The organism is Pararhodobacter sp., assembly GCF_036802785.1.
Classification (GTDB): Bacteria; Pseudomonadota; Alphaproteobacteria; order Rhodobacterales; family Rhodobacteraceae; genus Pararhodobacter.
The window spans coordinates 1-12,881 of record NZ_DAIRVN010000008.1 but is presented as its reverse complement, the minus strand read 5'-3'; the positions used below and the strand labels follow the sequence as shown (position 1 = coordinate 12,881).

Genomic DNA, 12,881 nt, shown 5'->3' with positions numbered 1-12,881 from the left:
GCATGTCGCGGGCACGCTTTCTGACGGTCACGGCGCATGGCCTTTTCCGGTATTTCACGCGCCACCGCACGGCGGCGAACCTGCTTCTGGTGCTGATGCTGGCAGGCGGTCTGTTCGCCGCGCCGCGCATGCATGCGCAGTTCTTCCCTGATATCGTGGTTGACAGCATCACCGTCTCGGTCACCTGGACCGGCGCGGGCGCCGAGGATGTTGACCGCGCGATTGTCCAGCTTGTCGAACCGGCGATGATGACGGTTGAGGGGGTGGCGGGGACTGCGGCCACCGCCTCTGACGGGCGCGCCCGGGTCTCGCTTGAGTTTGAGCCGGGCTGGGACATGACCCGCGGTGCCGCCGATGTGCAGGAAGCGCTCGATCTGATCACGACCTTGCCCGAAGACGCCGAAGAGCCCCGCCTGATGCGCTCCAACTGGGGGGACCGGGTGACGAATGTCGTTGTCACCGGCCCGGTGGCGGTGGAGCAGCTTGCGCGCTTTGCCGATGAATTCGTGGCGCGGCTGTATGATGCCGGGATCACGCGCAGCACCATTCAGGGCATCGCCAGCCCCGAGATCATGGTCGAGGTGCCCTCGCTCAGGCTGGTGCAGCACGATATCACGCTGGCCCAAATCGCGCAGGCCATCGCCAGCGCCAGTGCCGTCGATCCGGCGGGTGAACTGGCAGGCGGCGCTGCGCGGGTGCGCACCGGCACCGAGCGGCGCACGGCTGAGGCAGTGGGCGCCGTGGTCCTGCGCACCGAGGCCGATGGCACATCCCTGACCGTCGCCGATCTGGCCACGGTCCGCGACGGGGCCATAGACCGCGCGCGCGCCTATTGGGCGGGGGAGGATCAGGCGATCACCCTGCGCGTGGACCGCTCACAATCGGGCGATGCCATTGCCATTCAGAACACCGTTCAGCGCATCGCCGACGAGATGGCCCTGACCCTGCCTGCGGGCGTCAAGGTCGAGCTAGCGAACACCCGCGCCGAGATGATTTCAGCGCGGCTGACGCTTCTGCTGACCAACGGTCTGATGGGCCTGGGGCTGGTCGTGGTGCTGCTGTTCCTGTTCCTCAATGCGCGCACCGCGTTCTGGGTGGCGGCGGGCATTCCGGTGGCAATGCTGGCCGCGATCGGCATGATGTATCTGGCGGGCATGAGCTTCAACATGATCTCGCTGTTCGCGCTGATCATCACGCTGGGCATTGTGGTGGATGACGCCATTGTCGTGGGCGAACATGCCGACTACCGCTTCCGCACGCTGGGTGAATCGCCCGCCGAGGCCGCCGAAAACGCGGCGACCCGCATGGCGCTGCCGGTTTTCGCGGCCTCCATCACGACGATCACCGCCTTTGCCGGGCTGATCGTGATCGGCGGGCGCTTTGGCTCGATGATTGCCGATATCCCTTGGACCGTGATTCTGGTGCTGGTGGCCTCGCTGATCGAGTGTTTCCTGATCCTGCCCAACCACATGCACCATGCGCTGGTCGGCGCGGCGAAAGAGCATTGGTATGACTGGCCCTCGCGGCAGGTCAACCGCGGGTTTGACTGGGTGCGCGAGCGTGCCTTTCGTCCGGCGATGCGGCTGGTGCTGGTGGGGCGCTATGTGGTGCTGGCGGCGCTGGTGCTGATGCTGGCGGTGCAGGCAGCCTCCATCATGCGCGGTGATGTGCCGTGGCGCTTCTTTGCCCAGCCCGAGCAGGGCACGCTTTCGGGCAACTTCCTGATGTCGGCCGATGCCACGCGCGACGACAGCATGGCGATGATGCGCGAATTGCAGCGCGCCGCCGATGCCTTGGCCGCGCGACTGGAGGCCGAGCACGGCAACTGGCCGATCCGCCACGCGCTGGCCGAAATCGGCGGCAATGCGGGCCGCGCGCTGGCCGGGGCCGACACGCGCTCCGCCGATCTGGCCGGTGCCATCACCATCGACCTGATCGACGCTGACCTGCGGCCCTATTCCTCGTTCGAGTTCACCGCGCTGCTGCAGCAGGAGGTCCGGCGCCTGCCGATGCTGGATGAGCTGAGCTTCCGCAGCTTCGGCATGGGGCCGGGCGGTGACTCGCTCTCGGTCGATATTTTCGGCGCCGATACCGACACGCTCAAGGCCGCTGCCGAGGCGCTGAAGGCGCAGCTGGCGGTTTATCCCGATGTGACCGGGCTGGAAGATACCCTTGCCTATGACCGCGAAGAGCTGATCCTGACGCTGACACCGCAGGGGCAGGCGCTGGGCTTTGCCACCGACACGCTGGGGCGCGAATTGCGCCAGCGGCTGACCGGGATCGAGGCCGCGACCTTCCCGGAGGGTGTGCGCTCAGGCGCGATACGGGTGGAATTGCCGGAACATGAACGCGCCGGGGATTTTCTGGAAAGCACGCTGTTGCGTTCGGCTACAGGCCAATATGTGCCGCTGGGTGATATCGTGCGGATCGAGGCCCGGCAGGGTTTCTCGACCATCCAGCGCGAGAACGGGGTGCGGCTGGTCACGGTTTCCGGCGCCATTTCCGAAGATGACCCGCAGGCCGCGACGGCCATCAACGAGGCCCTGCAATTCGATCTTCTGCCCCGGCTGGCCGAAGATTTCGGCGTGACAACCCGGCTGTCAGGGCTGGCGCAGCAGGAGCAGGAGTTTCTCAGCGATGCGCTTCTGGGCCTGATCGCCTGCCTGCTCATCATCTATGCCACCCTGACCTGGATCTTCTCCAGCTGGCTCAGGCCGCTGGTGGTGATGGCGGTCATTCCGTTCGGGCTGATCGGAGTGATCTACGGCCATGCAAGCTGGGGTATGGCGATGTCGATGTTCTCGGTCGTGGGGATGCTGGGCATGGCCGGGATCATCATCAACGATTCCATCGTTCTGGTCACCACGGTTGATCAGTATGAGCGCGAACGCGGCCTGATCCCCTCGATCATCGACGCCGCCGCCGACCGGCTGCGCCCGGTGTTGCTGACCACGCTGACCACGGTTCTGGGGCTGGGGCCGCTGCTGTTCGAGCGTTCTGCCGATGCGCAGTTCCTCAAGCCCACCGTGGTGACGCTGGTCTATGGGCTGGGCTTTGGCATGCTGCTGGTGCTGCTGGTCGTACCCGCGCTGCTGGCGGTTGGGCATGATGTCAGCGGCATGACCCGCTCGCTGCGCCGCGCGCTGCGGTTGCGGGGCGGGCAGGCCGGGCTGGCGGTGCGCGGCGCGCCAGTTCTGGCGCTGCTGGTGGTGGTGGCGGTCTTTGCCCTCACGCTGGGGTGGACGGTTGTCACGGGTGCGGCGGGGCCGCTGACCGCGCTGCTGTGGCCGGGCGCTGGCGGGGCGCTGGCACCGGCGCTGGGTGTCTTTGCGCTGCTTTCGGCGGGCGGGGTGGCGCTTTTGTGGCTGCTGGGCGCGCTGGCGATGGCTGGCGGGCGCAAGGGCGCGGCGCGGGGCTGAGGGGGCGGCATTGTGCCGCCCGGGGAAGACCGGGCGTTACCCCCCGGTGCAGCCCCGGTGCGTGACCATCCGGTCGCCGCTGATGATGGTAAAGGCCACCGCCCCCCGCTCGATGCTGACCGCGGCCTGCTGCGGCGCACGTACACGGGCGCGACCGACCAGCTCACTGCCCTCGCGCCAGGTCTCGCTGTCGGACACCCAGTAGCCGGTGCCCGGCAGCTCCATCACCATATGTTCCTGCGGCCCCAGCCGGGGCAGGGAGGCGCGCAGCGTCAGCTCCACACCGCGCGCGCCGGGCTCCACCCGGCAGGTGGCCCGCGTCAGCCCCGCGCCGGTGCCCGCCTCAGGCCGCTGCGCCAGCGCCGCCGCGATCAGCGGGTCATGCGCGCCTGCGTCGCGCAAGGGCAGGGTCAGCGTCAGATCGACCGGCACGCAGGTGTCACGGCAGACACCGATCGTCACCTCGGCGATCAGCGCCATCGGGCGGCCGTCGCGCCGGGGGGTGAATTCCAGCGGCAGAACCAGCTCACCCGCATAGCCGATGGAGCGGTAGCCGTTCTGATCAAAGACGATGGGGCGCGGCCAGTGCGCCGTGACCGAGGCCACGTTCTGCGATTGCGACCAGTCCAGTTGCGGGGCAATCCCGGCCTCGCCCGGAATGCGCCAGTAGGTTTTCCAGCCATCGGCCAGCCGCAGGTGTAGCGCCGCCATATGCGTGCCGCGCTCGGTGCGCCAGCCCGGCCGCAATTCCGCCTGGACAAGCTGCGCCTGGCTCAGGCGCTGGGCCTGAGCGGGCGCGGAGGTCAGGGCCATGATGCCCGGTGCCGACAGCACTGCCGCACCAAGGGCGAAGCCCCTGAGCGTGGCGCAAAGGGCGGCAGAAAAGGGGGGGCATATGTCTTTCATACCTGAAGCGATACAAAGTCGCCCCGCCGACAGGAAGTCACATTTCGGCGATATCCGGCCATAATCCGCCGCTGTGGCCCTTCCGCCCGGATCACGTACTTGGCATTTCATACCGCTCAGGGCATGATTGGTTCATTATTTCGAACAGGAATTTATATTGATGGCACAGAAGGTTGTATCCTTCGATCTGACCGGCAAGCTGCTGATTTCGACGCCTGCCATGGGTGATCCGCGTTTTTCCAACAGCGTGGTCTACATTTGCGCCCATTCCGACAGGGGTGCTTTCGGGCTTGTCATAAACCGACCGATCGAGGGGCTGACCCTTGCGTCGGTGCTGGGACAGTTGAAGATCCCGGTCACCCGGCCCCTGCCCGACAAGCCGGTTCTGGCGGGCGGGCCGGTCGATTCCGTTTTCGGTTTCGTGCTTTATCGGGGCGGTGAGGAATACGCGCCTGACAGTGAACAGTTGGCCGACGGCATGTCGGTCACCGCCTCGCCGCTGATACTGGCCGACATCGCGCGGGGGGAGGGGCCTTCGGACTGGCTTCTGGCGCTGGGCTGTTCCGGCTGGGGGGCGGGGCAACTGGAGGCCGAGATCAGCCAGAATGACTGGCTGACCTGCGACGCGGCCAGCGCGCTGGTATTTTCAGCCAATCCTGACAGGCGGCTCTGGCACAGCGCGCTGCAGTTCATGGGGATCAACCCGATGCATCTGTCGTCGGCATCCGGGCGGGGCTGAGCCTTTCAGCCTTGCTGCTCATCCTCTTCAGGCAGTGTTTCGGCGACGATGCGCAGGTCGTTGAGCATGTCGAGCAGCATCTGCATCCGCTCTTCGCCGAAGGATGCGTCGATCTGGTGGCGGATCCCCTCGGACTGGATGACAAGCCGGTCATAAAGCGCCTTGCCCTGCGCGGTCAGCCTGACAGTGTGGCGGCGCGCATCCGTGCTGGGAACCTGCGCGATCAGCCCCCGTTCAGCCAGCGCGCGTAGAATGCGCGTCAGCGATGGCGGCAGGATCACGCAGCGCTGGCACAACGTTCCGGCATCAAGCGGCTCGCCATCGGCCAGCGCACGGACCACCCGCCATTGTGGCAGCGTCAGGTTCTGGGCGTCGGAAAAACGCTTGAAGCGGCGCATGGTCACCTCGCGCGCCCGCAGCAGCGCGACGGTGAGCGACCGCTCATAATAATCCTTGCCCGAGAGGATGTCCTGCTGTGTCTGATCCGTCATGCGTCGATCATCTGTTTTCATCCGGTAATAATCATTGCTGCGGGCGCAAAAGCAAGCAATTTCTTGCGGGGCTCGCGCGGTGCCCCCTCTGGACCGTGGCCTTGGCGCGGCCTATAAGCGCGCTCATGTGGACCCGGCGCGCGCATATTCCGCGAATTACCGGCCCGGCGCGCTGACCAGCCGCCGGGACCAAGGTGCCGAGCCCGTCGCACCGCAGAATGCCCCATGCCCCTCAAGATCCAAGGTTTTTCCATGTGCGCCGATACGCCTGAAACCACGTCCGATTCTGTGCCTGACTACAAGGATACGCTCTTTCTGCCCGATACCGACTTTCCGATGCGCGCGGGCCTGCCCCAGCGCGAGCCGGAATGGCTGGCCCGCTGGGAGCGGATCGGCATCTATGACCGCCTGCGCGAACGTGCCGCAGCGCAGGAAGGGGGGCGCAAACCCTTCATCCTGCATGACGGCCCGCCCTATGCGAACGGCCATCTGCACATCGGGCATGCGCTGAACAAGACGATCAAGGACATCATCGTGCGCTCGCACCAGATGATGGGGTTTGATTCCCGCTATGTGCCGGGCTGGGATTGTCATGGCCTGCCTATTGAGTGGAAGATCGAGGAACAATACCGCGCCAAGGGTCTGGACAAGGACGATGTGGATATCGTCGCCTTCCGTCAGGAATGCCGCAAATTCGCCGAGGGATGGGTGGACATCCAGCGCGAGGAATTCAAGCGGCTGGGCGTGACCGGGACATGGGATGACCCGTATCTGACGATGGATTTCCACGCCGAGGCGGTGATCGCCGAGGAATTCATGAAGTTTCTGATGAACGGCTCGCTGTATCAGGGGTCCAAGCCGGTGATGTGGTCGCCTGTGGAGAAAACCGCGCTGGCCGAGGCGGAGGTGGAGTATCACGACCATACGAGCCATCAGGTGTGGGTGCGGTTTAAGGTAATTGCTGCTGCTGCGACTGAAGCCGCTTGGGTGGGGAATGATCAGGATGTCGAAGATGCTTTGGATGCGCAGCTTGCGCGGAAAGGTGAATTGCTAAGCGCATCTGTAATAATCTGGACGACAACGCCTTGGACAATCCCACAGAATCGCGCCGTGGCCTTCAATACTGAGGTTTCTTACGGTCTTTATAGAGTCGACGGAGTAGCCGAAACGTCGAGCGCAGTTGTTGGCGAGCGGTTGTTGGTTGCCGACGCGCTGGCCGACAGCGTCAGTTCTGCTGCCAAGGTGGAAGGATGGACACGCCTCGGCGATGTTACAGCAAAGGAACTCGCCGGTTTGCGGTTGGCTCACCCGTTCCGTGCCGTTGTCGAGGGTAATATTGACGACGGAAATAATTGGAATTTCAATGTCCCCATGCTCCCCGGCGACCATGTCACCGACGAGGCGGGCACCGGCTTTGTCCATACCGCGCCCAGCCACGGCGATGACGACTATGTTCTGGGTCAGAAGCACGGCCTGCCCATGACTTACAACGTTGAGCCGGACGGCAGCTACCGCGCCGATCTGCCGCTCTTCGGCGGGCAGCACATCATCACGCATGAGGGCAAGGAAGGCCCGGCCAATGTGTCGGTCATCAAGCAACTGGCCTATTCAGGCGCGCTGCTGGCCAAGGGCAAGCTGAAGCATTCCTACCCACATTCCTGGCGCTCCAAGGCGCCGGTGATCTACCGCAACACGCCGCAATGGTTCGCCGCCATCGACAAGCCGCTCGACGACGGGATGGGCCAGTACGGCGACACCATCCGCCAGCGGGCGCTGAAATCCATTGAGGAGCTGGTGAAATTCACCCCCGTCTCGGGCCGCAACCGCCTGCATTCGATGATGGAGGCGCGGCCGGACTGGGTGCTGTCGCGTCAGCGCGCCTGGGGCGTGCCGCTGACCTGTTTTGTGAAAAAGGGCGCGAAACCCACCGACGCTGACTTCCTGCTGCGCGATGCGCAGGTCAATGCCCGTATCGTCGAAGCGTTCGAGGCCGAGGGCGCGGATTGCTGGTATGTCGCAGGCTTCAAGGAACGTGTGCTGGGCGGCCTGCATGACCCGGATGCCTATGAACAGGTGTTCGACATTCTGGATGTGTGGTTCGATTCAGGCTCCACCCATGCTTTCGTGTTGCGCGACCGGGCGGACGGGGCGCCGGACGGTATCGCCGATGTCTATATGGAAGGCACCGACCAGCATCGCGGCTGGTTCCATTCCTCGATGCTGCAAGGCTGCGGCACCAAGGGGCGCGCACCTTATCGCAATGTGGTGACCCACGGTTTCACGCTGGACGAGAAGGGCATGAAGATGTCCAAATCCATCGGCAACACCATCGTCCCGCAAGAGATCATCGACCAGTATGGCGCCGATATCCTGCGGCTCTGGGTGGCGCAGGCGGATTACACCGTCGATCAGCGGATCGGCAAGGAGATCCTCAAAGGCACCGCTGACGGCTACCGCCGGTTGCGCAACACCCTACGCTTCATGCTGGGCGCGCTGGGCGATTATGATCCGGCGCAGGCCGTCGCGCGCAAGGAGATGCCCGAACTGGAACAGCTGATGCTGCACCGGCTGGCGGAACTCGACAGCGTGGTCCGCAAGGGTTACGCGGCATTCGATTTTCAGGGCGTGTTCCAGTCGCTGTTCACCTTCGCCACCACCGATCTGTCGGCCTTCTATTTCGACATCCGCAAGGACGCGCTCTATTGCGATCCGGCGGATGGCGCGGTGCGGCAGGCCTGCCTGACGGTGATGGACGCGCTGTTCCACCGGCTGACAACCTGGCTCGCGCCGATCCTGCCGTTCACCATGGAGGATGTCTGGCTGTCGCGCTTCCCGTCGGAAGATGACAGCGTGCATCTGCACGATATGCCCGCCACGCCCGAAAGCTGGCTGGACCCGGAACTGGCCGCACGCGCCGTGAAGGTGCGGGCCGTGCGCCGCGTGGTGACGGGTGCGCTGGAGGTGGAGCGGCGCAACAAGACCATCGGCGCCAGCCTTGAGGCCGCGCCGGTGGTGCATCTCAGCCCCGCGCTGGCAGCGCTGATCACCGACGCTGACAGCTTCGCCACGCTCTGCATCACTTCCGCGCTGACCCTGACCACCGCCCCCGCCCCGGAAGGGGCCTTCACCATGGAGGATGTGCCGGGCGTGGCCGTGGTCTTTGCCCGGGCGGAGGGGGCGAAATGCCAGCGCTGCTGGAAGATCCTGCCCGATGTCGGCACACACAAGCACCCCGGCACCTGCAAACGCTGCAGCGACGCGCTGGGCTGACACCTTTCCCCCGGCGCTGATTTTTCGCGCCGGGGGTTGTCTCTGATTGCATGCGTAATTATGAATGTATCACGCGCAACAGCAACGGTGAACACCATGAAACTTCGCATCCTGACCGGGCTGATGATGGGCACAATGATGTCCTTCATCATGTCTGCCTTCATCACCGTGGTGAACACCGGCATCGACGCGGGCTACATGGCGCGTTGGCTCAAGGCCTGGGCGCTGGCATGGCTGATCGCGGTGCCGCTGGCCGCTGCGGTGGGTCCGGCCGCCCGGCGCTGGGCCGAACGGCTCGCCGCACGCTGAGCGCTCAGCGCGCGGCGGCCTCGGCCTGCTTTGCTGCCTCGGCGGCGGCCTGAACCGCCAGCAGGATCGAAGTGTGGCGGTTCTTGAACTCGCGCGCCGGGATCAGCGCCTCGAACCCCTCGAAAGGCGCATCCGGCACCGGGCCACCTGCCTTGAGCATCGCCTCCAGCTGCGCGGCGGCCTGCTCCAGCTCCGGCACCGAGCGCCCGATCACCGCACCGCCCAGCACGGCAGCCGCAGCCTGACCCAGCGCGCAGGCCTTGACCTCCTGAGCGAAGCGGCTGACGCGCCCGGCCTCCAGATCAAGGTCAACCGTGACCGTGGACCCACAGAGCGGCGAGCGTTTGCGGATGCTCGCCTGCGGGTTTTCCAGCCGTCCCAGATGCGGGATATCGGCTGTCAGCGCCAGAATGCGGGCCGAATAGAGCTTGATCAGATCGGTCGTATCGGACACTAGAGGCCCTCCTGTGGTGTTGCGAAGGATATAGACCATGACTTTCGATCCGCAATCCCTGACCTATGACGACAAAGGTCTGATCCCGGCAATTGCGCAGGATCATACGACCGGCGCGGTGCTGATGGTGGCCTGGATGAATGCCGAAGCCGTCGCCCGCACGCTGGAAACCGGGCGCGTCACCTATTGGTCACGCTCGCGGCAGGCGTTCTGGGTCAAGGGCGAAACCTCAGGGCATGTGCAGAAGCTGGTCGATTTCCGGGTGGATTGCGACCGCGACTGTCTGTTGTTGCTGGTCGATCAGAAAGGCCCCGCCTGCCACACCAACCGCCGGACGTGCTTTTACACGGCGGTGCGCGATGGTGCCGAGGTGGAGCTGATGCGGCCTGAAGCATAGAGGGGGGCGCTGCCCCCCGTCGGCTTGCGCCGCCTCCCCCCGGCGTACTTCTGGCAAGATGAAGGGGTTACAGGCCGACCATGGCGCGGATGTCGGCGGGGGTGGCGCCTTCGGCTCTGTAGCGCGCCAGGGCGCGGGCGTCGTCGCGCTTTGCCAGACGCTTGCCGCTTTCATCGCGGATCAGGCGGTGGTGGTGGTAGCGCGGCGTGGGAAGGCCCAGCAGGTGCTGGAGCAGCACGTGTATCGGCGTGGCGTCGAACAGATCGGCACCGCGGGTCACCAGCGTGACGCCCTGAGCAGCATCATCCACGAGAACAGACAGGTGATAAGAGGTGCCGATATCGCGCCGCGCCAGAACGATATCGCCGATGGTTTCTTCCATGTTTTCAAAAGTATGGTGGCCGGGGTACAAGGGGCCGGTCTCGGTGAAGCCGGGCGGGCCGGTACGCAGGAGGGCCTTGCGCATGTCCAGCCGGATCGCGGCATCTTTCGCCTGATGGCCCGCGTGGCGGCAGGTGCCGGGATAGACCGGGCCATCGGGGCCAATCAGCGGCGCGCCCTCCTGCGGGGCGGAAAGGGCTGCGCGGATGTCGCTGCGGGTGCAGGTGCAGCGGTAGGTCAGGCCCATGGTTTCAAGCTGCCGCAGCGCTTTTGCGTAAGCGGGCATGCGGTCTGACTGGCGCATCACCGGGACGGGCCATTGCAACCCCAGCCAGCGCAGATCCTCTATGACGGCGGACTCAAATTCCGGTTTGCAGCGGGGGCGGTCGATATCCTCGATCCTGAGCAGGAACTGACCGCCCGCCGCCTGCGCCAGATCCCAGGCGGTCAGCGCCGAAAAGGCATGGCCCAGATGAAGCGGGCCGGTAGGCGAGGGGGCGAAGCGGGTGATCAGCCCAGCCATGCCTGAAACGCGGCTTTGGCGCGGTCGGTATAGGCCTTGTAGCGGTCCTTGCGCCCGCGTCGCCCGCCGCGCGCCTCGATCGGCGGGAAAAGGCCGAAATTCACGTTCATCGGCTGGAATGTCTTGGCCTCGGCCCCGCCGGTGATGTGGTGCAACAGAGCCCCCATGGCGGTCTCGCGCGGGGGGGGGGGCAGATCTGCGCCCTTGATCCCGGCCGCTGCCATGCGCCCGGCCAGAAGCCCCATTGCCGCTGATTCCACATAGCCCTCAACGCCGGTGATCTGACCGGCGAAACGGATATGCGGCCGCGCGCGCAACCGCATCTGATCGTCCAGCAGGGTGGGGGAGTTGAGGAAGGTGTTGCGGTGGATGCCGCCCAGCCGCGCAAAGGCCGCATTCTCCAGCCCGGGGATCATGCGGAACACTTCGGTCTGGGCGCCGTATTTCATCTTGGTCTGGAAGCCAACGATATTATAGAGCGTTCCCAACGCGTTATCGCGCCTGAGCTGAACCACGGCATAGGGTTTGACCTGCGGCTGATGCGGGTTGGTCAGGCCCACTGGTTTCATCGGGCCGTGGCGCAGGGTCTCGCGCCCGCGCTCTGCCATCACCTCGATCGGCAGGCAGCCGTCAAAGTAACCAGCCGTCTCACCCTCATGAAACTCGGTTTTTGGGGCGGCCAGAATGGCGTCGATGAAGGCCTCATACTGGTCGCGGTCCATCGGGCAGTTGAGGTAGGCTTTCTGCTGTTCCTCGGTTTCGCCCTTGTCATAGCGGGACTGGAACCAGGCCTTGCTCAGGTCGATCGTATCGAAATGGAGGATCGGGGCGATGGCATCGAAAAAGGCCAGTGCCTCGGCCCCGGTGACCGACTGGATGGAACGCGCCAGCGCTTCCGAGGTCAGCGGGCCGGTTGCGATGATCCAGTGCCCCTCGTCGGGCAGGGCAGTGATCTCGCCGGGTTCGACGCAGATGTTGGGATGCGCGCGCAGCCGGTCAGTGACGGCGCGGGCAAAGGCCTCACGGTCCACAGCCAGCGCGCCGCCTGCGGGCAGGGAATGGGTATCGGCCATCGCCATCAGCAGGCCGCGCGCCGCGCGCATTTCCCAGTGCAGCAGGCCGACGGCGTTCTGCTCGTCATCATCCGAGCGGAAGGAGTTTGAACAGACCATCTCGGCAAAATCGCCGGTGTGGTGGGCGAAAGTGCCGGTCTGCGGGCGCATCTCATGCAGGACAACGCGGATACCGGCTTCGGCAGCCTGCCAGGCGGCTTCCGATCCGGCCATACCGCCGCCGATGATGTGGAGTTCTTGTGTATCGTTCATCCGGCTGATGTAGCCTCGCCCCGGGCGATTGAAAAGCCCTGCCGCGCCGCCACGCCCCTGCCTTTGCCGCAGCGGATGGTCATGACAGGGCCGCCCCGGTCGCCCCATCCGGTCATCCGGGACCGGCGACAGGCTGCCATCCGGGCGTTCCTTGGGGCAGGCGCGGTTCTCAGGCTACACCAGTGCCAGCCGCTCGGCCCTCTCGGGGTCGGGGAAGGGCCGGTAGAGGCCGAACTCGACCGAGGCGATATGCTGGCGCATCTGGTCATAGCGGCGTGTGGTTTCATCCTCGCCCCGCCCCAGAAAGCGAAACGCGGCATCCAGCTGCGCCAGATCCTTCACCTCGATCTCCAGCAGGAAATCGGCGCATCCGGGGCCTGCCAGATTGAGCTTGCGTCGCAAAAGGCGCCAGGTGCCGATCCGCCCTTCGCTTTGCAGCAGCCCCATCCAGTTTTCCAGCGCCATGGCAAAGGCCAGCGCCCGCGCGTCAGATTTGAGTTCGATCATGCAGTGGTAAAGGTTCATCAGCTGTCCTCCGTCGCTGGAAAGACTAGCCGCGAGCCGTGTAAAAGCCGTTAACGCCCAAACACTGCCGCAAGGTGCCCGGTCGCTTTTCATCTTGCCGGAAATACGCTGGGGGGTGAATTGGCCGGCAGGCCAAGAGGGG

11 protein-coding genes are annotated in these 12,881 nt (G+C 65.2%); 5 read left to right on the top strand and 6 right to left on the bottom strand.

Translation table 11 applies throughout. The features are described 5' to 3' along the window. The first annotated feature begins 2 nt into the window (after positions 1-2). Entirely contained in the window at positions 3-3,419 is a 3,417-nt protein-coding gene (locus tag V7Q53_RS04795) for an efflux RND transporter permease subunit (protein ID WP_333827280.1), read from the top strand. A 36-nt stretch (positions 3,420-3,455) separates the two neighbouring features. Here the strand turns inward: V7Q53_RS04795 and V7Q53_RS04790 are convergent, their stop codons facing one another. Next, positions 3,456-4,325 (bottom strand): protein-disulfide reductase DsbD domain-containing protein, encoded by an 870-nt coding sequence (locus V7Q53_RS04790; RefSeq protein ID WP_333827279.1) that lies wholly within the window; start codon positions 4,323-4,325, stop codon positions 3,456-3,458. A gap of 160 nt (positions 4,326-4,485) precedes the next feature. On the opposite strand from V7Q53_RS04790, the gene V7Q53_RS04785 reads away from it, so the two are divergent. Beyond that, positions 4,486-5,064, top strand: coding sequence for a YqgE/AlgH family protein (locus V7Q53_RS04785; protein ID WP_333827278.1), 579 nt, complete (start codon positions 4,486-4,488; stop codon positions 5,062-5,064). A 5-nt stretch (positions 5,065-5,069) separates the two neighbouring features. On the opposite strand, the gene V7Q53_RS04780 is transcribed toward V7Q53_RS04785, so the two are convergent. Next, positions 5,070-5,555, bottom strand: a complete 486-nt coding sequence (locus V7Q53_RS04780) for a MarR family transcriptional regulator (RefSeq protein ID WP_333827277.1) — start codon at positions 5,553-5,555, stop codon at positions 5,070-5,072. A gap of 252 nt (positions 5,556-5,807) precedes the next feature. On the opposite strand from V7Q53_RS04780, the gene ileS reads away from it, so the two are divergent. Then, complete coding sequence (ileS, locus tag V7Q53_RS04775) at positions 5,808-8,825, top strand: isoleucine--tRNA ligase (RefSeq protein WP_333827376.1); 3,018 nt, start codon at positions 5,808-5,810, stop codon at positions 8,823-8,825. Positions 8,826-8,921: 96 nt separating this feature from the next. Beyond that, complete coding sequence (locus V7Q53_RS04770; RefSeq protein WP_333827276.1) at positions 8,922-9,134, top strand: DUF2798 domain-containing protein; 213 nt, start codon at positions 8,922-8,924, stop codon at positions 9,132-9,134. A gap of 4 nt (positions 9,135-9,138) precedes the next feature. Here V7Q53_RS04770 and V7Q53_RS04765 read toward each other — a convergent pair whose 3' ends face one another. Next, positions 9,139-9,588 (bottom strand): iron-sulfur cluster assembly scaffold protein, encoded by a 450-nt coding sequence (locus V7Q53_RS04765; RefSeq protein WP_333827275.1) that lies wholly within the window; start codon positions 9,586-9,588, stop codon positions 9,139-9,141. Positions 9,589-9,625: 37 nt separating this feature from the next. On the opposite strand from V7Q53_RS04765, the gene hisI reads away from it, so the two are divergent. Next, positions 9,626-9,985, top strand: coding sequence for a phosphoribosyl-AMP cyclohydrolase (gene hisI / locus V7Q53_RS04760; protein WP_333827274.1), 360 nt, complete (start codon positions 9,626-9,628; stop codon positions 9,983-9,985). A gap of 67 nt (positions 9,986-10,052) precedes the next feature. Here the strand turns inward: hisI and gluQRS are convergent, their stop codons facing one another. From gluQRS to V7Q53_RS04745, 3 genes are all read right to left on the bottom strand, one after another. Continuing rightward, entirely contained in the window at positions 10,053-10,889 is an 837-nt protein-coding gene (gene gluQRS, locus V7Q53_RS04755; RefSeq protein WP_333827273.1) for a tRNA glutamyl-Q(34) synthetase GluQRS, read from the bottom strand. Beyond that, entirely contained in the window at positions 10,877-12,214 is a 1,338-nt protein-coding gene (gene trmFO / locus V7Q53_RS04750) for a methylenetetrahydrofolate--tRNA-(uracil(54)-C(5))-methyltransferase (FADH(2)-oxidizing) TrmFO (protein WP_333827272.1), read from the bottom strand. The genes gluQRS and trmFO overlap by 13 nt, the downstream gene beginning before the upstream one ends. Before the next feature lie 174 nt (positions 12,215-12,388). After that, positions 12,389-12,739, bottom strand: coding sequence for a DUF6614 family protein (locus V7Q53_RS04745; protein ID WP_333827271.1), 351 nt, complete (start codon positions 12,737-12,739; stop codon positions 12,389-12,391). Between the last annotated feature and the right edge of the window lie 142 nt (positions 12,740-12,881).